This is a genomic window from Metabacillus idriensis (assembly GCF_009674765.1).
GTDB lineage: Bacteria > Bacillota > Bacilli > Bacillales > Bacillaceae > Bacillus_P > Bacillus_P idriensis.
In genome coordinates this window covers 17,382-41,703 of the sequence record NZ_WKKF01000009.1, presented here as the reverse complement: position 1 = coordinate 41,703, position 24,322 = coordinate 17,382, and the positions used below count along the sequence as shown (strand labels likewise).

The following is a 24,322-nucleotide window of genomic DNA, read 5'->3' as shown; positions in this document are numbered from 1 at the left end:
CACAGCTTTTTTTGGATAATAAGGAAAAGTTTTCTATGTTACTCATTTTGGAGTCTAACATACCGAATATCATTTTCATATGGATAAAAACTACCTGTTTTAAATAATTTCTGGTCTTTAACCTCAATATTTTTACTGAAGAAGGAGATAAAAATGTACAATCTTACACATGCTCAAAAAAGGATTTGGTATAACGAAAAGATACATGGTACAACTTCAATGCACAATTTGATTGGATTAGTGAATATTAACAAAAAAATAAATGTGAAGACCCTAAAGGCAGCAATTAATATTTTTATAAAAAAAAATGATGGCATAAGAATTAGAATTAAAGAAGATTCGGTCAATCCAATGCAGTATTTTCATACATATGAAAAAGTGGATATAGATTTTTATGATTTTAGCACTTCGGATAGCCCGATAATTGATTTTGAAAACTGGCTCACAGAAATCAAAAAAAGCGAATTTAACTTATTGGACTCCGATTTGTTTTATTTTTCTATCTTCAAGTTAAATAAAGATCAATTTGGTTATGTAGGTAAATTTCATCATATTATAGCTGATGGCTGGTCCTTGAATATAGCTGGTGAAAAAATTTCTGAGTATTATAGCTTGATTGTTAATAAGAAATTACTAGAAGACGAAGAAAAATATTCATACAGTGAAGTCATCCTTCAAGAAGAAAAATACTTAAATTCAAATCGGTTTCATAAAAATAAAAAGTTTTGGAAAGATAAATTCCAAACATTACCCAATAATATAGAACCTCATACGAATGTTGAAAACTCAGCTCATAGAAATTCTTTTTTAATAGATACAGAAAACTCTATTAAGATTAAAGAATTTATAGTGGAGCACAAGCTCTCTATTAATTCCTTATTCATATCTGCTTATCTTATGTATTTGCATTACACTACTGAAGAGAAAGATTTAGTGGTAGGTACACCAGTCCTGAATAGATCTGGAAAAAAAGAAAAAAAAACGTTCGGAATGTTTACCAGTACTATGCCGTTTCGTATTCTGGTAGATGAGACCTTAGAAGTTCTTGAGTTTATTAAAGAAACGATTAAGGAACTTAAAAAATTCTATTTCCATCAGAAATACCCTTATGATCTTCTTTCTAGTGACTTAGAACTATTTAAAAACGGATATAGTGGGTTGTTCGACGTATGTATCAACTACTATAATACAAAATTTAATAATTCATTTGACGGTTGTACATATGAAACACAAGAAGTCTTTAATGGACGTCAACCATACAGCCTTCAAATAGTAATTTCCGAGTGGAATAAAGAAGGAAAAATAAAGGTGGATTTTGATTATAATTTATTTAAATATAATCATTCACAAATTGAGAAGATGTATGAGTATTTAATTAACATTATCCAGTTCATTTTAAAAAGCCCTACCAATAAAATATCGGAAATTGAGATGTTGTCATCAAATGAGAAAAACGAGCTCATTTATAATCTTAATTACACTCAAACAAGCTATCCCTCAGATAAAAGCATCACCCAGTTGTTTGAAGAACAAGTGCAAGCAACTCCTTATAATGTAGCTTGTTATATTGGAGATGAAAAAATTACGTATTCTGAGTTAAATATTTCAGCAAACAAACTGGCAAGGTTTCTTAAAAAGAAAGGAATCCAAAAGGAGAATGTTGTTGGAATTTATGCGCACCATTCATTTGAGTTAATAATTGCAATACTTGCGGTACTGAAATCTGGAGCTGCATATTTACCTATAGATCCTAGCTCACCTATAGACAGAATAAATTTCATGTTAGAAGACTCTGACGCCGTTCTATTATTAAAAAATTGCATTATACCAGACGAAATATCTTTCAAGAAGGAAATATATGATATCACTAATAAGTCACTGTTTTTAGAAGACGATACTAATCTATTAATTCATAGCAAACCAGAAAACCTTGCCTATATTATTTATACTTCTGGATCAACAGGACAACCAAAAGGAGTAATGGTACTTCAAAAAGGGCTTGTGAATTACTCATGGTGGGCGTATAAAAAATATGTATCAAGTAATAATGAAGTCTTTGCCCTTTATTCGTCTATAGCTTTTGATCTTACTATTACATCCATTTTCACTCCTTTAATAAGTGGAAATAGTATAAATATCTATAAAAATGATGGAGAATTTAGGCTCTTTGATATTATGAGGGACAAAAAAACTACCGTAGTTAAACTTACACCTGCTCACCTCACACTTATTCGAGAAACTAATATTGATAAAACAAGCGTTAGAAAATTAATAGTAGGAGGAGAAGATTTAAAAACCAGACTTGCAAAGGATATTTATGAAAAATTCAATAATGCTATAGAAATATATAATGAATACGGCCCTACTGAAACAGTGGTAGGCTGTATGATTCATCAATATGATTACTCCAGTGATATTGATGATTCAATACCTATCGGAATTCCCTCTGATAATGTATATATTTATATTCTCAATAAGTACCTAAAGCCTGTTCCGGTAAATATGAAGGGTGAGATTTATATTTCAGGCGATGGTGTCTCAAAGGGATATATACATAATTCCTCACTCACAACAGAAAGGTTTTTAAATAATCCCTACCTCCCTGGTGAAAAGATGTATAAAACCGGAGATATTGGAATGTGGACAGAGAAAAAGACCATTAACTACCTGGGCAGAGAGGACAACCAGTTAAAGTTAAATGGGCACAGGATTGAATTAGGTGAAATTGAAGGCACTCTATTACGATATCCTGATGTAAAAGCTTCTTATGTAAATATCATAGAAAATATGAATGGCGATAAACTTTTATATGCTTATTATTTATCTAATATAGATATTGTTGAAGATGATTTGTTGAATTTTTTACGCTCTCAACTTCCAGAATATATGATTCCAAAGAATGTTATAAAAATTGAATCTTTACCACTTACTACTAATGGTAAAGTAGATATTAAAAAACTACCTGTTCCTTCAACTCTACTCTCTATTAAAAATTTTTCGGATGATGCTACTAACTTCATTGAAAAACTCATGGTGGAAATATGGGCCGAAGTCTTTAGCCTTGAGGAGGTTGGTATTCATGATGATTTTTTTGCTTTAGGAGGCGACTCAATAAAAGCAATACGTGTGGTATCAAAATTAAGTAATCACGATATTGAATTAAGTGTAAAGGATATAATGACACACCGAAGCATTTTCCGAATTTCTAAATTTACTCGAAAGAAAATTGAATCAAATGATCAAGGAATTGCCTCTGGAGATGTAAAACCTACACCTATTATATTATGGTTTTTGAAAAATAATTTCGTTAATAATAATCACTACAACCAATCTATATCGCTTCAACTAAAAAAAGAGCTTAGTATACCTACATTAGAATTGGCTTTCACAACAGTCATTGAGCATCATGATTCTCTAAGACTAAATCTTGCTGATAATCAAAAATTATTTTATAACCGGCAATCACTGGATAAAAGTTTTAAAGTAGAATATTACGATGTTTCAATGATTGAATTAGGTTTGCGTGAGAAAGAAATCAAAAAAATTATACACAACCTTCAAGCAAATTTTGATATAAATTATAGCCTTTTAATAAGAGCAGCCATAATAGATTTCGGGAAAGGTAACCAGGAATTATTTATTACCGGCCACCACATTATTGTTGATGGTATTTCATGGAGAATTATTCTAGAGGATCTATTTTATGCTTATCAGCAACTAGAAGAGAATAAGGACTATATCCTTCCTAAAAAAACAGCTTCGTTTCAGAAGTTCGCTGATGAAATTCAACTTCATTCTAAATCCAATCAATTATTAAAAGAATTAGATTTTTGGAATGACATGGAGTTTCGAAAGATACATCCAGCTAAAGAATATAAATTAGCTGATCACACCTATGGTTTAAGCCGATGTATTGAAGGTAACCTAAACATGATTAAAACAAGTCAACTTTTAAAAGGCGCTAATGTAGCTTATAATACCGAAGCTATTGAGTTAATATTGACCGCTTTAGCATTATGTGTCCAAGATTGGGCTAACCTTACTGATTTTACTTATGAAATTGAAAACCATGGTAGACACATTGAACATGTTGACGTTTCAAGAACTATAGGATGGTTCACAGTAATGCATCCACTAAGAATACAAATAATTGAAAATGAAATTGGAAAAGTAATTTCTCACGTGAAAGAGCAAATAAGAAAGGTTCCAAATAAAGGGATAGGTTATGGAGTTTTAAAATATATACTAGAAAAAATTAAGAGTGATGAAACTAGTAAAATAAGATTGAATTATATGGGACAATTTGATAAGGAGAGTCAAAATGATTATTATATTTTCAGAGAAAACAAGTTAGTCGGCAATGTTGACCTCTCCAATCAGTTGACAACTGATATTGAAATAAATTGCATGGTTATAAACGAACAGTTAGATATATCTATCCGGTATAGTCAACATTTATATACAGATGTTGAGATGAATAAATTTTTATCGCTTTTTCTTATTAATTTAAATAAAATTATTGACTATACCTTAAGTAAAGATTGTGTGCATTTTACACCATCGGATTTTGAAGGAGCCAAAATTAGTCAAGAAGATATTGAAACACTTTTTGATTGAGACTTTTACGAATCCCTCAAACTCTAGGTTAAATTCAGACATTGAAGAATAATTAGAGCCTGCGTTTGAGGGATTATAATTAACCTATCTATTCCAATCCATTAACCTGTAGTTTGCTGTTTTAAATTTATTATTAATTACTTTAACAACCTCTTCTGTATGATCATTAATGAAAAAATGGCCACCTTCAAAATGAAGAATTTCGCATTCTTTACTAGTTAGTTCCTGCCATGAAAAGAGTTCTTTTTCTGTAATATTATCTTCTTTTCCGTTTAAAACCATAATATTACAATCAAGCTTAAAGTCTTCCCCTTGGTACTTATACTCTTCTATTATTTTATAGTCCGCTCTTATAACTGGCTTAAAAAAATTGAAGTACTCTTCATTTTGAATTATTTCTTCTGGCGTACCACCTAACTTTCTGATTTCATTTTTAAAATCTTCATCATCAAATAAATGAATCTTATTACTTTTATTAGTGCATTGGGGTGCTTTTCTACCCGAAACGAATATGTTCTTTGGTGACTGATTCTGTTCTCTTTTGAGTTTACAACATAATTCATAGACTAAAACGCTTCCCATACTATGACCATAAAATGAAAAAGGTCTATCTATAAATGGCTTTACTTGTGTATAAACATCTTCAATCGCTTCTTCGATTGAATTATAAAACGGTTCCTTTATCCTTTTACCTCTCCCTTTTAATTCAATTGGATGTAGAAGAATTGAATCATCTAAATACTTATTCCATTTGTAATAAATTGATGCTGAACTGCCTGCATACGGTAAACAAAATAATATCACTTGTTCCATAAGTATTATAAACCTCACTTATTTTATTCTTAAATCTTCAAAATATTAATTTAATTAGTTCTATTATATATTAAAGAATTTTTTATAACTTAGTTTTCGCTAATTCGTTTTTAATTAATAAAGAAAAATAGTATATATTTTTTAAAAATTAGATATATTATCACTATTTCAAAACATTTTAACCAGGTAAAATAAAGTATAAATGGAAATGTTTGTACTATCTGTCTCTTTTCCCTAAAAAATCTACCACTCGCATATTGAAAGGGATGAAGTTTAAATGATTAAATTAAATTTAAAACCATTCTGTAATTCTGAGATAGGAACATTGAGAGAAGTAATTTTATGTTCTCCCAATAAAATAGATGTAAGTGGTTCTGAAGTGTCTGCAGTAGGATTTAAGAATAATTTTGATAGTTTAGCAGCTATTGAGGAACATTTCACATTGAAGTCGAAAATTATGAATTTTGGTTGTACAGTTCACGATATTAGTACAGAAAGTAACAACGATTTATGGAATCGTCTAGTAAATCGTATCTTTGTCAGAGATGTCGCTGGAGTTTTTGGTGACAAGTTGATTCTAGGTAGATCAGACAGCGAAATTAGACGTCCAGATTTTATGTATTCACAAGATTTTTTTTCTGACCTTTTTGATTCTAAAGATGTTTGTCACCTTCCAGAAGAAGTTTCACTTGAATTTGGTGACTTTATGATTTTGAACGAAAATTGCGTAATAATAAATGTTGGACACAGATCCAATGTAAATCAATACATTTTAGCAAAGTTTTTATTTGATTTAGGATTAGAAGAAGTAGCATTTATTTCTCTACCAAAGACTATTGAATCTCTTCATTTAGATGTAGTTTGTAATATTCTCGGAAAAAACCAATTTTTAGCAGCTCCGTTTCTAAAATTCATTCCCGTTTCTATCTATAAAAATAATGCTGTAAATCAGCTTCCTGAAGTTCAATTTACTACTATTGATAATTTTGTTCATCGCCATGGGTACTCAATTTATTGGTTGCCTAATAAAGAATACTTAATTGACTATACAAATTTTATTAATTTAGACAAAACAACTGCTTTAGTTAGTCAGGAGATTCTGGAGTTTTATAGAGAAACCTTTAAGAATATGAATTTCATAGGTGTAAATATTAATAATCTCCAAAATGGTGCCGGTGGTATTCGATGTTTAACTCTTCCAGTATTAAGAGAACCAGTTTAAACCTATCACAGGTTTGTTGAAAATCTTTCTAATATGTTGTTAAACTCTCAGTAGTAAAAAAGTGAAAAAATTTAATAGGACGCACCTTTAAAAAACATCCCCTCCCTACTGATGTTTTTTAAAGGTATTTTTAACGTTTGTAATGCTGCAGGTTATTTATTTAAGTGTTAATTAAACTGTACAGATCCGTAATCACCTTAGCACTAGTAGATAAGAGTATATTTAATCTAAATTCCCATGATATATTACATTCATAGCGGCTTGAACAACAGATTTTTCAATTTTAGAGCTATACATTCCTTTAACGGATTCGTAAGAATTTTTAAAGTCATTAAACAAATACATATCCTCTAGCACTATTTCTTTAGTTTTTCTTTTTGTAATAATTAAAAGTTTGGACTGGTAACATTCAAGTCTTTAATAGCATGAAATATTCCAGTTATTGTGAGTTTACATAAGCCCTTTTCCGATTCACGTTTAATCATTTCAACAGTAAACATATAACACCGCACTTTCTAGTTGTTTATTACAACCTATGTGCAACGTCAAGATTTAAGAACAATCCTTTTGAATTTTCAAATTTTAAACAGAGAATAATTATCTAGCATTTTATTATTTGAAAAATGATGAGTTTCTACTATTATATAGTGCATTTATCTAAGTTGTAATTCCTGCATTTTTCTATAGAGTGTCATACGTGAAATACCAGCCTTTTCAGCAGCTTCCATTTGAGTATGACCCTGCTCAATTAAATAGAGAGCATACTGAATTTTTTCAATATCGGCTTTAGGTCTTCCCGGATACTTTCCTCTTTTTCTTGCTGCAAGAATTCCTTCTTTCGTACGTTCTGAAGTCAGGTCTCGTTCAAACTGAGCAATTCCTGCAAAAATTGTAAAAAGCATTTTTCCATGAGCCGTTGTTGTATCCAGCCATGCTTCTTTAAGACTTTTTAAATGAGCACCTCTTTGGGAAATTTTTTCAGTGATTTCAATAAGGTCCTTTGTAGATCTTGATAACCTGGTAAGATCTGTAACCACCACTTCATCACCCGTTCTTAAGAACTCGAGCATACGATTTAGTTCAGGTCGGTCTCTTTTCGTTCCCGTAACTTTTTCAAAGAAAATCCTCTGACATCCTGAATCTTCCAACTGACTTTTTTGCCTGTCGAGATTCTGATCTATGGTTGACACACGCATATATCCAAATTTCACAGTTTAATGTCTCCTTTTTTTATTCTATTGTATCAAAAACTATAAAAATATCATAATGTTACATTTTGTTTTGTTACATATTTTTGTTACATCAATTTCCTGAGTTTATGGATGTTTTTATAAAGTTACTTATCATGTAACAAAAACGACCGATTAAGTTACAAATCACCTAATAAATAAAATTGAAATGATAAGACATACCAATTATAAATATTTTACAATTAAAGGGATTATTTTACTATTATGTTATATAATTGAATGGGGAGTAAAGGAGAGGAGAATGGAATATGTATAATTGTTTAATGCAAGATACAGTGTTAACTATTACCCCTACATCAAGATACGGGAAGCAATATGATACGGTCAGGGTAGAAACTTACTTTCAACTCGAGAGTTCCTTACCTGAAAACGAAGAATTTCTTGTACCTGGATTGAAGAAAATTCCAGAGCAAGATTTGGAATTTTTCAAGGCGGGAAAAGTCCAATTTGCACCAATTCCAAAGTCAGTAGTAGTTCAGGAAGTACAGGATTATGCTCTTCAAGTTGCAAATGGTTCCATTGAAGGAGTCAGATCAGATGCCTTATTAGGACTATCTGCAATGTATATGGATCCTGTTAAATTAGAGGAAATTTCTTCAGGTGTATATCACCTCAGTTATACTTATTCTATTTATCCAGATGATTTGGACGGTCATTATTACATCTATCAGACCATACCTTTTAAAGGCTTTAATATGCCAAGAGGGACAGTTCGTTTAACAGCTGTATTACCTGCTGGAGCAGTTTGCGATTACGATCAAACCAATGGTAAAGATATTTCAGGAACGGTAATTGTAGATGATGATTCACATTCCTTTAGTAATGGCTTATCTGTAGTAAGCTTCTATTATCAAGTTGATCCTGAATTCACTATTAAGTACCGATATTAAAAGAACCTTCCTCCCCCGATATAGCTAAGATTTCTTTCTTAGCTATTTTTATTGTGCCTGTTTGTTTTTTATTTTTCATTATCTAAATAATTATAGCGTGAGGTCTATATCTTCAGAATGCCTAATATCCCTTAAACATCAACTAAGAGATCTAATTCATATGTGAGTTAGACCTCTTTTTGTATGCTATTTAATTTATTGTAATCATCAACCTAACCCGTTAATAAATAATCTGCCTTTTATTTTGGAAAAAGTTTTTGATTAGGATGTTCAGAAATAAAGCTTTGAATAGAGGTATCATTCTTTAAATTGAAGATTTTTTCTGTAATAAGTTCAATAAAACTTTTCCCTTCGGAAAGTTTTTTAAAATCATTATAGTTAAAATCGATTATATAACGTTCATCTTCTTCTAAAAGATAAATTTTTTTTGTGAGGCCGACTGCGTTATGCCATTTATCCCCAGAAAGACCTTTATAGCTGAAAAGTATACCTAAATTATTCTTAGTATACTTTACTAGAGAATAAAATTTCCCAACCCAAGTTACATCAACTTTTTTGTTATAGTTTTTACATTCAGATAGGAATGAATCATGAAAGTCTAGCAGGCCTTGCCCCTTGAAATATTTCCCTTTAGCATTAAGTCTTGCTAGGATGTCTATTTCATTAGAGCTTGTGCGCACATTAGAGTATACTTCAAAAACTGCTGATTTATCTAAAATAAACTGAACAATCTCTTCTAATGCCTTTCCCTTTTCTTTTGTAGATGATTGTGAGCTATTAGTTTCTTTAAAGGTTTCAAGAAGCTTTATGTATTTTTTCTGATCTTCCCCAGTAAAAGTCAGGATTTGAGCAACATCATTTATTTTTTCGTCTGCAAATGCTAAAATAAATTCTTTGAGATGGTAACCCTTACCTTCTATCATTCAGTAATCACCTTATAAAGAATTATAACCCCGTCTAGCGTTTGGAATTCTGTTTCACATTCATCGCAATTGTATTCATCAGGTATTTCACTAATACTATTATATATATTACCTGTAGAATATTTGCATTTTGGACAGAACACTTCATAAACCTTCTCAATTATTTTCAATTGCTCTATTTCATTAAGAATTAAATATGCTTCTCTCATGGTAATTCCTAGATGCCTTATAATAACACCAGGATAAATATATTTATTTCGTTTATTATCATATCTTGATAGTAATTTAATAAATATATCCGCTTTATTCGGAGTTAACTTGTTGTTTAAGATATTCTGTTTGATTATCGATAATGTATTTTGTAACATTATTCATTCTCTCCATTTCGGCATTATTGCCATAGTATTGGAGCAAAGTATATTCAGGGTTGAAAGAAAACTTTACTTTTACAGCTTTAGACTTAATTTCGTTTGTCCAAGTTAATGATATCCATGGAAGTAATGCTGTTTCTTCGGTTTCTAGAATGAAGTTATTTAATAAAACCTTAATCTGTTGTGTCTGTTCATTGGAATCAAACAGGTCAAAATTTTCTTGTATTAAATTCTTTAATTCCCCTAGTAAAGGCAATACAAACTCATCGTTAACTCCTGTATCTAGAATAGCTTTGGCACCAGTAGCTAAGTCCATTGCTTGAGCAGTAACTTTAACTTCGCCATTACCAGTTAGTTTTGGCCTCATAAACTCTATTACGGGAGGTAAGTTAACCGGATTTATTTCTAATTTAAGGTAGCTCTCTAACCACTCTTTTATAAATGTGATCTGTTTCTTATAGAAGAATTCGTCGCCGTTTTTCAAAAAACCTTTAATCTTATCTAAACGAATTTCAACTGTATTTAGACTCTTATGAATCAATACCATAATGGGATATTTTATCGTCCTGCTATTATTATCGCTAATAGGAAGATAACCTGTTACTTGATTACTGAATTTTAAACAAACCAATTCTTCATTTATTACTCTAAAAGTTGGTTTTATACTATCAGATCCTTGGAAATCTGTACAAAAATCGCACTGTCCTTCATCATAGCGAAGAATTAAGTTGTTTTCAATCATTCTCTCCAATAATGTCTCATTATAATTATTTAAATTGAATAAAGTGGAATACTTATAGGAATTAAAATACTCTAAATCCTGAATACAACTTATAGTTTCTTCTGGTTTTTCATTTAAAACAGTAATTAGCTGCTGTGTAAGGGACTGCTCAGACAGCTTAGTACTCTCACCAGAGGAGGTAAATAAATCATCAGTAGAAGAAGCTATATGATTAGCTTCTAGCTTTTTTTTAACTTTCTCTTGAAGATATTTGGGATAAGTTTCTTTTATGGTTGTTTCTAAGACACCTTTGTATTCCATTATATTTAACGCCTCTATTCTCAATTTATAAAAGTACATCTTTGAACAACTTCTGCCTATTGTGCGAACATTTTCTCCTTTGACATTTATTTTCATTTTACCAGATTCCATTGTATAGAGATATATTCAAAAGAATAAACCAAGCCTTTCAATTAGCAAAGGCTGATACTTTGTCGAGTTTCTTCTATTATATAGTGAACTGCTATAATGTGATTTCATATTCCTTAATCAACTTATAAAAAGTAGTCTTTTTAACACCTATTGCATCCATAGCTTTTACAGCTGTCATCTCTCCGGCCTTCCATCTGGTATAGATTTCATAAAAGTCTTCTGTAGCCTGTATTTTTGGTCGCCCAAACACAACACCTTTCTGCAATGCAACATCAATTCCCTCACGCTGCCGTTTTCGAATACGGTCTCTTTCTTCTTGAGCCATCCAGGAAAGTATTTGTAAAACCAAGTCAGCAATAAATGTACCTAGGCTATCTTTATATTGAGTAGTGTCTAGTAACGGCATATCCATCACTACAATATCTGCTTGAATATTTTTAGTAATGTCATTCCATTCTTGAAGAATCTCCTCTTTGTTCCGTCCAAAGCGATCTAAAGAATGAATGTAAAGAACATCCCCCTTACGAATCATTCTTTTCAGCAGCTGATACTGTTCTCGATTGAAATTTTTTCCACTTTGTTTATCTAAGAAGATATCTCGTTCATTTAATCCATTTTCTAACATTGCCTGCAACTGACGTCCTTCATTTTGATCTTTGCTGCTGACTCGTATGTAACCAAATTTTCTAATATCCATTTTTTTACTCCTCTTCCCTTTTCTATCTCTAATTCTATCAAATCCGTTCAAAAAAGTGTATGTAAAATAGAGAACGTTCGAATAATTATTTTATACTTAAACGAACGAAAAAAAGAAATGAAAAAATAAAAAAATAACCCGTTCGAAAAAGTGTACTTTTTCGAACGGGATCTCTTTATTGAAAATTTTCTCTCGATTTTGGCATTATCCCTATGGGATACTTATATCCCCTCCAAGTAACTTTACAGGGGCTTATTTCAATAATCTTTTATAATTTAGATAGAGATATTAACAATCTTTTTCTATACCAAGACCAGTAACAACAAAGTGTGAATCTAGTTTACCAGGTTTGAAAAGTCTCCAAAATTCATCTTCTGTAGATTCATCCGGAAAAATTTCCAAAACAGTTCCATCTGAAAAAAACACTTTAATTCCACCTAGATTATCTGCTGTTGTATCACTAACGTATATTTTTGACTTTTTTTCAGCTAAGAAAGATTCAATTAATTCATCAAACCTATTCATACCTTCTTCTTCCCATTCAAAATCATCATCTTCAAAATCTATATCGGACCTCGGTATATATATATCTTTTGAAGCAGTTATTATTTTATTTTGATTTGATAGTCTCCAACTACACTGAACGTGCAATGAATATTCTGCCTCTATAGTTACATTGCCCCATTTATCAAACCCTTGAATTAACTTACCAAAATTAAATTTAGCCATATCTAATGATCTTGATGATCCATTTAATGGAAAACCAATTATATTCTGAAAAGTATTTTCAATTTCTAATTTCATTTCTTCAACTCCTATTCCATTTTACCAAGTTCCTCGTTTTATTTCTTTAGCAATTTCATCTATTTCTTTATAGCTGTAGTTTCTCTTTGTTATTGCGTCATGCAGCTCTCTTGCCTTTGATTTCGAAAGCTTATATTTATTAACCACTGCTTTAAACTGTTTGTTTTGAGCTTGGTTATTGCCTGGTGTACCATTTTTTTTCTTATCTTTCTTTTTTTTCTTGTACTTCTCCTTGTATTCTAATGCAAGTTTTTTTGATATTTTACCTATATATTTTTTTGTAGCATTTTTAGCGTAAATATATATAGCAGTTCTTACATATTTACTGCCAGTATATACAAAAATATATACTTTAACCAAGTCATATGGATGTTTGGCTCTATTACCATCTGGATCTACCAACATTATCGGATTGCTATCTGCATACGTATACCCATTTTGAGTGATTGGGTCATCCCCATCTCCTGGATCTTGATCTCTTGAAATGAATCGCGCTGTTTCAGGATCATAATAACGAGCTTGGAGATAGTACAAGCTAGTCTCTTTGTCCATATAGTACCCTGCATAGCCTAAAGGTTGTTGATCTAATTCGGAATTTTCATTTTTCGATAGAACATTTCCCCATGGATCGTAACTGTAGCTTGCAACCTCAACACCGTTACCATCCACAATTTGCAATACGTCTCCATGATAATTTGTTACATAATAGAATGTATTACCATTTTTATTTGTTAAGCTTACAGGTTTTCCATTTACCCACGTAAAGGACCAAATTGTTTTCTTTTGATCATCTGTAATTCTTACCAATTCTGTATCATCGTAATGATAGTGATAGGTCATATTACTGACTGTTTTTGACTTACGTAAACCATCTGGATGGTAGGTATACGATGAAATAACGGAACCAGTCAGATCTTTAACATTCTTAAGGTTTCCTTCTTGATTCCATTCATATTGATACTTACTATCTCTTAATAGATTTCCTGACTCATCATACGTATATCCTTCGACTTCATTTGCACCATTAAATGTAAGGGATTTCTCGTTGGGATTTAATAAGTTCCCAGACTTATCATACGAGTAATAAGTGGTCGTTCCATCATGTTTCCATGATTCTAGCCTTTCCGCAAAATCGTACGTGTAAGACTGTGCTTTCCCATTCACTTCTATGTCCTTTAGATCCCCATCAGCGAAATAGGAATGCACAAGTGTCAATGGCTTATTTCCTAGTGAAGATTGGCGCTTTAAATTACCCTCTTCATCGTAGTCATAATAACTATTTAAAGATCCATTTTTAATACGAATAGGCTGATTGCTCTCATCATAAAAGAATTCTGTCGTTCTTTTTTGTGGTCCTTCAATTTTTGTCAATCGTTTTAGAATATCATATTGATAGGTTGTTGTTTCTTGTACACCATTTATCGTTTCAGAAAGAGATTTTCGTTGTCCATGATTTGGTGAACTTGTATTGTTTTCATATCCATTAGTAAGTTTGTAACCGCCAGGCTCTTCTGCAGCAATTAAACGCTTATTTTCATCGTACGCAAATGCGTATGGCAGAGAATCTGTTGCAACTTTTATAGTCGTTTGATTGTCCGCACGGTCATATCCATAGGTATATAGAGTGTTACCGCCAACTGAATTTTCTATAATGCGGTTCTTACGATCATATTTAAATTCTTCTTTTACTACAACCGTTTCAGTGGTACCTGATCCCTTACCTTTTTCCACCTTTAAGAGGTTGCCATTTTCATCATAATCATATCGAATAAACTTATTTAAAGGGTCCGTTTCTTTTATGACTTGATTCACTTTATTGTATTCAAATGTTGTTTGATTTCCACGTGGTTCAGTTCTTGTTTTAATGTTTCCTTGTGCATCATGTTCATACGATACTTTAATACTTTCAGGATCACTTTCTGAACTTTTCACAAGGATTGTCGCCTTTAGTCGATCTAAATAGTCATACTGATAGGATGTTTTCCGACCCACTTCATCTGTAGATAACACTTCGTTCCCATTATTATCATATGCCGATGTTACTTGCTGATTTAATGCATCAATGCTTTTCACTTTGAAGTTTCCGTCTGGTGAATACTCATCCATAGTAGTTGATCCATTCTCTTCTACTTTTATGTTGTCGAAAAAGGCAGCTCCGTTTTGTTTATTGAAAACACCATATACTTTTACTCGATTAAAATCTTTTGTAGCTCGAAACGTTTGCTTCACAAATTGCCATTGATCCAGTATATCTTTTTTGAACGGCAGACTGACCATTTCTTCTGTTCCATCAGTATACATAAACCATAATCGTAATTCATATTCACCTGTTAGATTCACATCCGTGCCATAGGACCAACCAGAAACTGTGAGAGGATCTCCTTTTTTTCCTTGCACGTCTACATATTGACCAAAATAGCGACCAATTGTACTTACGCCATTTAATTTAAAAGAAGAGTCACCTCTACGAGACATTTCCGTTGTTAGTCCGTCCCCTGTCCCAAGGGCAAACAGCTTGCTGTAATCGGTTGACTTATCATAGTCCCATTCCATGCTGCCGTATTCATTGCTGTAATAATTATCAAGCGTCGCACCATATAAAAACTGCGTACTGTCAAAATGAGCCGTTCCTGTTCCAGTGACCAATAGATCCATTCGAATGTAAGCTGTATCTTTTGGTAGCTGGAAGAAATCCGAAATCCTTGTCCAGTCATTCGTTCCTTTTAAGGCTGACGTTGTGAAAATAATGGTCTTACCTGTTTCATCTGACATGGTTTGTTTTGACGCATTAAGAGGGTAGACTCGAATTTGCGCGCCTGTACCTGTTAGATTAGACGTTTTCACGTTTGCTCCCACGGTGTAATACTTGCTTGGTTCATCCTTTTGCACAGGGATGGTTTGGGTAAAGTACCCTGCACTGTCTGATGCAGAAAGGGTGATTTTTGCTGATTTTTTTCCATGTTTGGCTGTACTGCCATCAACCTGATAAGTTCCGATCGAGCGTCGGCTCCAGCTTTCAGCTTCTCCGTTGGTCGCAACACCTTCAAAGTTGGAGTTTTGGATACGGTTATGGGTAATACGTGTACCTGATACCGACATCACGTCATTCCCATATTTATCATAGTCATTATAATCCACGACGCGGTAATGGTCCGAGGTTGAAATGAGATTACTCTTTGAATCGTAGACATATTCATACGTAGTTCCGTTCTCAGTATCCTTTGTGATATTAGATTTGCTATCGTACGTACTATCGGTAGATAAGTTATTTGGTGATTGGGAGCTCGTCAAATTCCCTTTTTCATCATAAGTCGCTGTATTCGCAATTGAAGGATCTGGAGCACCTGTCACTTTATTAGGTTCTACCTCTTTTACAATACTGTTTTTCTTCCATTCATATTGCGTTGTCGCTTGAGTAGGTCCTTGGTAATCTTCACTTTTTTCGATAACATTTACGGTTTGATTATCGATTCCACTATTTTTATAATAGGTTTTAAGATTTTTCGCATCCGTAAAGATCGTTTCTGTTACGGAAGGATAGGATAGTTGCGCAAAGATGTCTGCAGATCTTGGATCAATGATTTTTTGCACTCGATTAGAAACATCGTATTCCACAGACCCTTTATTGCCATTCGCATCCTCAACCCCTACGAGTTGACTCGCATCATTGTAAGTGAATGTAATTTTCTTCTTTTCTGTCCGGTTGGAAGCGTAGGTAATGCTTTCCAATCTGCTTTTTCCATTAAGATTGTTATAAAGGATCGTTGTGGCTGTTCCTTTAAAATCAACGATTTTCTCCAAAAGTCCAGATGCATTGTACGTTAACACCAGATCTCTTCCTGTTGTTTCCGTACCATATCGCTCACTAATTTTCGTGATGCGATTAGACGTCCCATCATAGGTATACAGGATGGTGTTGCCTTTTTCATCGACGATTTTAGTATTTCGCCCTAAAGAATCAAACGTAAGAACCGATTCATCGGTTTCCTTGATGGTATATCCACCATCACTTGTGCTGTTTAACTCTAAAAAGACTCCTTCAGGTGGAGTATATGAAGTTGCACTGTCGTGCTGCTGTTTTCCAAAATGTAGTCTTGTTCCTTCTTCGTCAATATACTCTACGATCTTTTTATCAAGAGAAGGAATCAGCCTTCGCCCAGCATTAAACGTCCAACCATAACCATAGGCATCTTGATAGGTAGAACGACTGTTATATACCATTTTTAAATCAAATGCTGATGTTTTTCCTGGGAGTGATAGTAATCCAATGTCATAGACCATATTTCCATTTATGACATTTACAACTGCTGTCCCTTCGCCCTGGAATAAATCAGGGGTATATTCCCAATAATCCGTAATACCAAGTAATTCTTTCGCACGGTAATAAACGACAAGCTTAGGTTTTGTGAACGTTGTTTCGGTGTGTTCAACACTTTCTTGTGAGTGAAATGCCTTCCTTCCCGAGGTCCCTTCCGTCGCATCGGAATATTTTAGCATGACACCATGGTTAGATGAAGAATTAGCGTTCCATTCTTTCACCATATCATCGATAGGAAAGTAATTATATTTCCCCCATTCAAAATTGCTTCTGAATTGGGCAGGTGTTTTATCATAATTTGGCTGTGTGTTCCATGTCACGGTTGTTGGAACATATGGTGCAAGTAACTTATGTGCATAGACAGTTTCATCTGAATATGAACTGTATTGCCTAAGTCCAATTTCTCCACCTGTTACAACGGCATTTGAAATGGTAGGCAAAGTCCACTTTAATAAAGATCTTGTTTTTCCTCTAGCAGCATCATTCCCAACATAGATTAATGTTTCATTACTTGTGTTTGTTGTTGGGTTTTTATCAGATACATATGTATCCTTTGCATCAAATACATCAATCCAAGGATCGATGGTTACCGGGAAAACCCGTTTTGGATCTTTTAAGTAGTTTTCATCTGCTGTAACAGTCAGAACATATCCGTCATTGACTTGTGTAATATCTTGAGTGACGTTATGGGTTAATGCTCCTTCAGAACCTTTTTCACCACTTGAATCAAACATATAAGGCCGTTGAATCACAAACAAGAACTTACCTGTTTTAGATTCAGAAAACTCGATGAGCCCGTCTGCTCGTTTCTTAGCGGAAATATTTTTCCCTTTAATGTGAAAGTCAAAAGTGTTTTTTCCTTGGTAGGATTTCAACACTATATTCTCTTTAACCTTTGAACCATCTACGACATAGTCAAAATCAACGTCTTTAAAGAGGTCTTTATAACTCACTTGATTTTCACTGCTATTGAGTTGAACATTTTGAGGTTTTGTATGTTCTTTTGCACTCTCCCCTACTTGATCGATGCCAAAAAGGATCTCATTGTTTAGAACTTTATAAGAAAATAACTGAGTATACCCTTTTTTGACAGGATTCTTAGGGAACTTTACCTTAAAGTTGTTTTGTTTATTTTCAACTTCTGTTCCACTAGAGGAAGGCACGACTGTATTATCAATCTCCTTCCACTCTTTTCCATCTTTATAATGAATCGGTTCTAACATAATTTCTGATGTAAGAGTACCATCTGGATTTTCATAAACTTTAGCTGTTTCGGTACGAAGAGAAGGAATCTCAGTCCTCAGTTCCTCATTTCTCTCTTTAGTTATCTTTACACTTTTCTTATCGTCCTGTGACGCCTTACTCTTTTCTGCTTTTTCTGTATTTTCAACTACTTGATCATTTGTTTTCGAAAAAACTGTTACATCAACAGATGTAAACAGTAAAACAAATACCATGAGCTGAATAATAATCTTTGAGGCCCTTTTCGTTTTCTTCATCGACTTGCTCCCTTTTTTTATATAGTGAAATTTTCACTTCTAGATGATTTTAATCGCTAGGACTATTAAATCACATAACTATCATTCGACAAAAAGCGACATATAGAATAAAGTGGAATTAAATAAACATTAATTAGAAGTTATGTGATATTAATCTATAAATTTTCTATAAAAATATGAAATTATACTAATTTCACCCATTAAAATTATATGGAATATTCAAATATAAAAGAAAAAGAGACCTAGTTAACATTAGGTCTCGCGTACAATGTATATAGTTATAACAAATTACCCAAAGGGTACACATCTAATTATATTTATTCATGATTCTTTTTATCTATTTATGCCTAATGAATAATCCCTCTTAAAACAAGCCGAATTCTCTGTTCACTAGTAAATGTTTTCAGTGTTTTCTTCTCAACATAACGATGATTAATCGGCATGAATATCTCCATCTTATCTTTTAAATCTTTTGTTGGATGGCTGACGATTCTCTCACCTTGTTCTAATCCTTGCAGCACCTCATTTCGGTTATTTACCTCTAGTCCAAGATTTATTTCTCTTTTTTCCAGTCTTCCATTTTTAACAACATAAACATAGGTTTTTCCTGCCTTTTTTTGAATAACGGAATCAGGTATGACAACAACTCCATTTCGCTCATCAAGAACGATATCAAGACTGATGTGATAGCCGTGATGCCAGGTTTCGTCAGCTTCGATCATTTCAGCTCGAAATGGATAAAAGCTTTCTTTTTCTTCAACGGATGGCACTCCGATTGGATCCATTTTCAATTCTTTTACAGTACCCTCTTTTTTCAGATCAGGCAAAACGTTTACGGATGCGATTACTTTTTGTCCCTCTTTCACTTTGACCGCTTGTTTTTCTGAAAGCTTTCCTTCAATGAGATAAGGCTGGTTCGAATTAATTGAGACTACGGTGTCATTTTCATTTTGTGCATATTGATTTATATCAGTTACAGTTCCATCCATCTTGCTGGTAATCGTATATTTCGCTTTCTCCCCCTGCAGCTGGGTGATTTTCTGATTCACCACGTCCACCTGCAAATTGAGATCCTCAATTTGATCCTGTTTGTCGCCAATTTGAATGTTTATCACTTCTTCACTATTACTATTTTCATTCTCACTATTATCATTATTATTTTCAGCATCAAAGAGATCAGGGTTGGAGTCAAACTGCGCCTCACTCAGCTGCTGCTCTAGAGAAGACAAATCAGATTCAGCTGAACTCAGCCGTTCAGTCAATCTGCTGATCTGCTGTTCTAGCCCCTCAATTTCAGCTTCAATGTGGCCAGTTTGATATTTAATTAGAATGTCCCCTGCCAAAATCGCATCTCCCTCAGACACCATCACTTCATTAATCGTACCTAACGTTTTATCATATTGAATCGAATAATGTGTGGAAGGAATCACTACACCTTTAGTAGAAAGCAGTTTTTTTAAGTCTCCGCTTTCAGTATTGGAATACGAATTTAATGCTTTTGAACGCTTTATGTGATCTTTGTTCAAGATGATGCTTACATTTATAATGACGAATACTAGACTTATAGTAGTAATGATACCGATTAACGTTTGCTTTTTCATATGTCCCCCTACAGCGAAATTCCCAGGTTTTGCGTCAATAAAACAAATGAAGCTGTGACCAATATATAGATAAAATAGGCAAATATCACAATGCCTACGATTGATTTCATCATTTTATCCGACATCTTCTTAAGAGCTATAATTTGGATCCAGGCACTCCATATTATAAAAATCGTGATATGACTCAGCGCATTCACAAGGAATGCCTGTTCAGAAATCAACTGAATAAGAACTCCAAAACCGAATGGAGAGGATTCAGAATCGATGCCCAAAAAATAGAATAGCGGAAAGTTCAGCACTTTTTCTATGAATAAAAGAAATGCCGGAAACAATCCAATAGTAAAAAGCTTTATCCACCCAATATCATAAAAAAACACTCTATATACTAACGTAAAAAATAGAATAGTAAACACAGGGGATAGCAGCCCTGATAAAAGCCCGCCAATTCCAAATAAGAGCTTAGCGAATTCCAGCTTCTCCCTTCCAATCGTATCCATCAATTTCATAATTTCTTCCGTATGTATGCCTAAATAAGCGCTGCCTGCTGCAAGGAACAGACTTAATCCAATCAGTGTGGCTATTCTAAGCGAAAGCCCTTTTACTTTTTCTGATTGATGCAGCTTTTCAAAATGTGTAATTGGGTTGAGTAAGCCTTCTAGTATTCGAACTTGGTACATGGTGTTCTCCTCTCAAATATCAAATCATTACAAATTTATAACATATTTTCATACTAAGTTACAATTACTTCCGATAATTAACAAACTAATTCTAGGAGCTATTTTGGGTTGTTTATTTTATCTTTTAAATAAAGGTGCTTACGACTCTGAAATAACTTAGTTTTAAAATAGTCACTCTCGTCAGACTCCTTATCACTGCTTGTAATTATTTAAAAGTAAACATCTTTATTATTCTGGGATTTAATTGATTCATATTAGCAAATATTAAAATGACATTGGCAAAAATTCATTATTGAAAGTATCACATTAATTGTGGTTAACTTATTAAGGGGTTAGAAGGTGAAGGAATTTTTATTTAAAAAATGTTTTTTTAATAAAATAGTTATAATAAGAATTTCTCTTCAAACCAACCATCGGCGGCGACATGAGGAGAATAAAATGAGTAAATATGTTTCTATTATGCTATTAATGGTATTTGTCTTTTCAATGGCATTAGCTGTACAAGTACAGGCACGGGAAAAGACTCGAATTCAAGGAAACACAGACGGAAAACCAACTGCTATTTTCTATGTACCTCATCAAGATGACGAATTATTATCTATGGGCGTTGGGATCCTTCATCACCTTGAGGTAGGATACAATGTGATAGTGGTTCTATATACGGATGGACAAGGTTCAAGTGTATTAAATCAATTGAAGATGACTCCAGAGGAATTCGGCGAGAAAAGAGATAGAGAGTTTCGAAGATCAACTAAGGCCTTGGGTGTTTTGAGCAAAAATATTCACTATCTTAACATACCTGATAGCAAGGTTACAAAGGAAGATATGAGAAAGATCATAATGGACTATGAAAATTTATATCCTAACGCTGTACATAGAGCATATAGCTATTATGATCTTCACAATGATCATAGAGTTGCTGGAGAAGCGCTAAATGAATTATACAACGAAGAGAGATTAAATAAAGACGTAAAATTTTATATTAACTATGGGAAGTATGAAACAAAGGGTATTGAAGAGCCCTACAAGGAATCATACAAGGAAGAACTGATGAATGGAATTAAAGCATACAAAACTTACTATCCACGGTTAGGATCGTATGCAATTGGTTGGAAATCAGCTAGTCCTTTATTTATCAACCTAGAAAAGAATCCAAAAAGTCTTTATCATTTACCGAACTACATTGATTAAAACTGCCTGAAGAGCTTCCTAATCCAATCAAATTAATTCATTTGTAATAAAAGCATGTAGATAGAATAGTTCAGTTCTACTTGCATTTGTATTACTTCCTAATATATCATCTCTTAATCCATTAAACGGACAATTTGCTGAACAAAATAGAATTTACGTTTTGAGGCCCTGATACTTTGTATCAGGGCCTCAAAATCACTCTTCATTATTGGAACAGTTTCTCAACCGTTCCGTTAGGTAGCGCCTTTTCTCCACCGATAATTTGATATTCCTCAACTAGATCTGCATAACCTTTTACAGTTTCTTTCGTTACATTTTTAGGTTCAACAGGATCTGTTAAGATAACGCCGTTAAACCATGAAGCTGCAAGTGCAGATGCTGGTAGAGCATCTGGGAAGTTTGTGCCTGTTACAACAAAAGGATAATCCATATCAAAGTAGCCATTTTCGACTCCAAAATCAATAATTTGGCTATTTGTTGAATATCGGGTCGATCCTCCAAGCCTTAATGGGTCTGGAAGAGATTTTAGTACATTGTCCGAAACAACTGAATTGCCACCTGCAACAAGTGCTCCCTTAGTATTCAACGATTTCAAATAGGTTTTAACTGATCCAGGAAGATCAGCACTTCTTGTTAGTAAAATCGGGTATTGCCCAATAGCAGCAAGCGGTGCAATAGAGAGCGCATCTGGATAGTTTTCGCCTGATGCTACTACAATGCTATCTGTAATGCCGACTTCTTTAGCTATTTTAACAGAAGTACCGTAGCGGTCAGTTCCAGCAATTCTTGTAATCGTCTTAACTCCAATTGCTTTTAGTTCTTTCTCAACCTCTGCAGAAATAACACCAGTACCCCCAATTAGGTAAACTTTCGTTACACCCAACTCTTTCAGTTCAGCAGCAACACTCTTTGTTAATGTATGTTTATCTGTTAACAATAGTGGTGCATCATGTTTGTAAGCAAGTGGTGTTGCACTAAGTGCATCCGGATAATCGCGTCCTGTAGCAAGAACAGCTACATCTGAAGACTCCCAGCCCTCAAAGGCAATTTTAGCAGATGTTTCAAAGCGGTCCATACCTGAAATGCGGTAAGTAGGTGGTGTTTCAGCAGCGCTTGCTATCCCAAATGGAAGGCATAGCGCAAATAAGACAGATAATGCAAGTGACTTCTTCATATTATCCCCCTAATAATAACCTAATAGACTTCTATATTATACTTTTTTACCAGGTAAAATGTAATGGTATTATTAACATATTGGATATTGAACTTCTAATTCTTTATGGGGTACTCCAACTTTTCGGAAATATTGTACGCTTAGCAAATTTACGTTAAGGGAACCGTCTTTTTTAAGTGTTCATGCAAACTAAACCTATGGGTCATCTAATTGTACTTTTGCGAACGGTTATAGAACATCTTTCTTGAACAACCCTAATCGAACAATTTCATGCATGTATTTCCTGAACTCTAAACTGTTGTAAAAGGGTATACTTATAATGAACAAAAATTCTAATTAGGTTTTTATTAAGCGAATAATTAAAAAATATAAAAAAATTAACCAAATGATAATACTATCGAGTTTCCTTTACCTACATAAAGAAAAATGAAAAAAGCCTAACTTTCTCTTTAAAGAAAAAGTTAGGCTTTTTATATTTTTTAACTAAAGTTTTACATTTTCTATTTCAGTCCGTGATTATCTCACCTATTTTAAAATTTTTAGGGATTTGTTTGATGAAATTATTTAAATCTACATAAAAAGGTTGATTTGTGACAAAATCCCAAAATAATCCATCGTAACCTATCCAAATATACGAGGTCGACGCTTTAAAATCAAAGTTTGGGACAATTATCTGATCTGAAAAATCCTGCTTTTTAAGATCAAAATTTAAAAATTCAGTAAAAGTAAGAATATATGGGAAATTTGCAATTGCTAAGTTATATGTTTGGGAAATAACTTTTTGCAAATCTTCCTTATTTGCAAGTTTTATTCTAATGATAGGTGGACTATATATATAATCATTTTCACTTTTTTGGTAATTATTTACATAAAATATTTTATAGTCAAAATTGTTATATTGAAATTTATCTATTAAATCATGGAAACCTTCTATATATAAGTATACGGGGAAATGACCTATTTCATCTAGAAAGTCAATTAGTATACTTTTTGAAATCTCCGGATCTGGATTTAAAAAAGGAGATATCCTATAAATTCTTTCATTTCCTTTATGATTTAATAAAAGATAATCAATATTTGGCTTATCGTTAATTAATTGAACACTTATTAATCCCATTCCCA

Annotated in this window: 15 protein-coding genes; 4 read left to right on the top strand and 11 right to left on the bottom strand. The window is 33.0% G+C overall.

Annotation, left to right across the window (positions count from 1 at the left end; all coding sequences use genetic code 11):
- Positions 1 to 153 precede the first annotated feature (153 nt).
- Positions 154 to 4,617 carry a non-ribosomal peptide synthetase gene (locus GJU41_RS19595; RefSeq protein ID WP_154319311.1) on the top strand — a complete coding sequence of 1,488 codons (4,464 nt, stop codon included), beginning with the start codon at positions 154 to 156 and terminating at the stop codon, positions 4,615 to 4,617.
- Positions 4,618 to 4,701: 84 nt separating this feature from the next.
- On the opposite strand, the gene GJU41_RS19590 is transcribed toward GJU41_RS19595, so the two are convergent.
- On the bottom strand, positions 4,702 to 5,430 hold the full coding sequence (locus GJU41_RS19590) for a thioesterase II family protein (protein WP_154319310.1): 729 nt from the start codon (positions 5,428 to 5,430) through the stop codon (positions 4,702 to 4,704).
- Between the two features lie 277 nt (positions 5,431 to 5,707).
- On the opposite strand from GJU41_RS19590, the gene GJU41_RS19585 reads away from it, so the two are divergent.
- On the top strand, positions 5,708 to 6,652 hold the full coding sequence (locus GJU41_RS19585; RefSeq protein WP_154319309.1) for an arginine deiminase family protein: 945 nt from the start codon (positions 5,708 to 5,710) through the stop codon (positions 6,650 to 6,652).
- A 653-nt stretch (positions 6,653 to 7,305) separates the two neighbouring features.
- Here the strand turns inward: GJU41_RS19585 and GJU41_RS19580 are convergent.
- On the bottom strand, positions 7,306 to 7,863 hold the full coding sequence (locus tag GJU41_RS19580) for a recombinase family protein (protein WP_170292845.1): 558 nt from the start codon (positions 7,861 to 7,863) through the stop codon (positions 7,306 to 7,308).
- A 287-nt stretch (positions 7,864 to 8,150) separates the two neighbouring features.
- Between GJU41_RS19580 and GJU41_RS19575 the strand changes: the two genes are divergently transcribed.
- On the top strand, positions 8,151 to 8,792 hold the full coding sequence (locus GJU41_RS19575; RefSeq protein ID WP_154319308.1) for a hypothetical protein: 642 nt from the start codon (positions 8,151 to 8,153) through the stop codon (positions 8,790 to 8,792).
- Between the two features lie 239 nt (positions 8,793 to 9,031).
- Here the strand turns inward: GJU41_RS19575 and GJU41_RS19570 are convergent, their stop codons facing one another.
- The 7 genes from GJU41_RS19570 to GJU41_RS19540 all read right to left on the bottom strand — a co-directional run bounded on the left by GJU41_RS19570 (position 9,032) and on the right by GJU41_RS19540 (position 20,835).
- Positions 9,032 to 9,715, bottom strand: coding sequence for a restriction endonuclease (locus GJU41_RS19570; protein WP_154319307.1), 684 nt, complete (start codon positions 9,713 to 9,715; stop codon positions 9,032 to 9,034).
- 303 nt (positions 9,716 to 10,018) lie between these two features.
- Positions 10,019 to 11,128 carry a hypothetical protein gene (locus GJU41_RS19565; protein ID WP_154319306.1) on the bottom strand — a complete coding sequence of 370 codons (1,110 nt, stop codon included), beginning with the start codon at positions 11,126 to 11,128 and terminating at the stop codon, positions 10,019 to 10,021.
- 202 nt (positions 11,129 to 11,330) lie between these two features.
- Complete coding sequence (locus tag GJU41_RS19560) at positions 11,331 to 11,936, bottom strand: recombinase family protein (RefSeq protein WP_154319305.1); 606 nt, start codon at positions 11,934 to 11,936, stop codon at positions 11,331 to 11,333.
- A gap of 288 nt (positions 11,937 to 12,224) precedes the next feature.
- The gene (locus GJU41_RS19555) at positions 12,225 to 12,740 is read right to left on the bottom strand and encodes a hypothetical protein (RefSeq protein ID WP_154319304.1); all 516 of its coding nucleotides are present in this window, start codon (positions 12,738 to 12,740) and stop codon (positions 12,225 to 12,227) included.
- 21 nt (positions 12,741 to 12,761) lie between these two features.
- Positions 12,762 to 18,557 (bottom strand): DNRLRE domain-containing protein, encoded by a 5,796-nt coding sequence (locus GJU41_RS19550; RefSeq protein ID WP_154319303.1) that lies wholly within the window; start codon positions 18,555 to 18,557, stop codon positions 12,762 to 12,764.
- 347 nt (positions 18,558 to 18,904) lie between these two features.
- Positions 18,905 to 20,158, bottom strand: coding sequence for an efflux RND transporter periplasmic adaptor subunit (locus GJU41_RS19545; RefSeq protein WP_154319302.1), 1,254 nt, complete (start codon positions 20,156 to 20,158; stop codon positions 18,905 to 18,907).
- A gap of 8 nt (positions 20,159 to 20,166) precedes the next feature.
- Positions 20,167 to 20,835 carry a hypothetical protein gene (locus tag GJU41_RS19540; RefSeq protein WP_154319301.1) on the bottom strand — a complete coding sequence of 223 codons (669 nt, stop codon included), beginning with the start codon at positions 20,833 to 20,835 and terminating at the stop codon, positions 20,167 to 20,169.
- A gap of 339 nt (positions 20,836 to 21,174) precedes the next feature.
- Between GJU41_RS19540 and GJU41_RS19535 the strand changes: the two genes are divergently transcribed.
- Positions 21,175 to 22,026 carry a PIG-L family deacetylase gene (locus tag GJU41_RS19535; RefSeq protein WP_154319300.1) on the top strand — a complete coding sequence of 284 codons (852 nt, stop codon included), beginning with the start codon at positions 21,175 to 21,177 and terminating at the stop codon, positions 22,024 to 22,026.
- Between the two features lie 205 nt (positions 22,027 to 22,231).
- Here GJU41_RS19535 and GJU41_RS19530 read toward each other — a convergent pair whose 3' ends face one another.
- Both GJU41_RS19530 and GJU41_RS19525 read right to left on the bottom strand, forming a co-directional pair.
- Positions 22,232 to 23,200 (bottom strand): cell wall-binding repeat-containing protein, encoded by a 969-nt coding sequence (locus tag GJU41_RS19530; protein WP_154319299.1) that lies wholly within the window; start codon positions 23,198 to 23,200, stop codon positions 22,232 to 22,234.
- A gap of 505 nt (positions 23,201 to 23,705) precedes the next feature.
- Positions 23,706 to 24,317 (bottom strand): hypothetical protein, encoded by a 612-nt coding sequence (locus GJU41_RS19525; RefSeq protein WP_154319298.1) that lies wholly within the window; start codon positions 24,315 to 24,317, stop codon positions 23,706 to 23,708.
- Between the last annotated feature and the right edge of the window lie 5 nt (positions 24,318 to 24,322).

Excerpts from the sequence above, each read along its gene's own strand:
- GJU41_RS19595 (WP_154319311.1), top strand. The coding sequence starts at position 154 with ATGTACAATCTTACACATGCTCAAAAAAGGATTTGGTATAACGAAAAG.
- GJU41_RS19575 (WP_154319308.1), top strand. The coding sequence starts at position 8,151 with ATGTATAATTGTTTAATGCAAGATACAGTGTTAACTATTACCCCTACA.
- GJU41_RS19590 (WP_154319310.1), bottom strand. The coding sequence starts at position 5,430 with ATGGAACAAGTGATATTATTTTGTTTACCGTATGCAGGCAGTTCAGCA.
- GJU41_RS19560 (WP_154319305.1), bottom strand. The coding sequence starts at position 11,936 with ATGGATATTAGAAAATTTGGTTACATACGAGTCAGCAGCAAAGATCAA.
- GJU41_RS19530 (WP_154319299.1), bottom strand. The coding sequence starts at position 23,200 with ATGAAGAAGTCACTTGCATTATCTGTCTTATTTGCGCTATGCCTTCCA.
- GJU41_RS19555 (WP_154319304.1), bottom strand. The coding sequence starts at position 12,740 with ATGAAATTAGAAATTGAAAATACTTTTCAGAATATAATTGGTTTTCCA.
- GJU41_RS19540 (WP_154319301.1), bottom strand. The coding sequence starts at position 20,835 with ATGTACCAAGTTCGAATACTAGAAGGCTTACTCAACCCAATTACACAT.
- GJU41_RS19545 (WP_154319302.1), bottom strand. The coding sequence starts at position 20,158 with ATGAAAAAGCAAACGTTAATCGGTATCATTACTACTATAAGTCTAGTA.
- GJU41_RS19585 (WP_154319309.1), top strand. The coding sequence starts at position 5,708 with ATGATTAAATTAAATTTAAAACCATTCTGTAATTCTGAGATAGGAACA.
- GJU41_RS19525 (WP_154319298.1), bottom strand. The coding sequence starts at position 24,317 with ATGGGATTAATAAGTGTTCAATTAATTAACGATAAGCCAAATATTGAT.
- GJU41_RS19570 (WP_154319307.1), bottom strand. The coding sequence starts at position 9,715 with ATGATAGAAGGTAAGGGTTACCATCTCAAAGAATTTATTTTAGCATTT.
- GJU41_RS19550 (WP_154319303.1), bottom strand. The coding sequence starts at position 18,557 with ATGAAGAAAACGAAAAGGGCCTCAAAGATTATTATTCAGCTCATGGTA.
- GJU41_RS19565 (WP_154319306.1), bottom strand. The coding sequence starts at position 11,128 with ATGGAATACAAAGGTGTCTTAGAAACAACCATAAAAGAAACTTATCCC.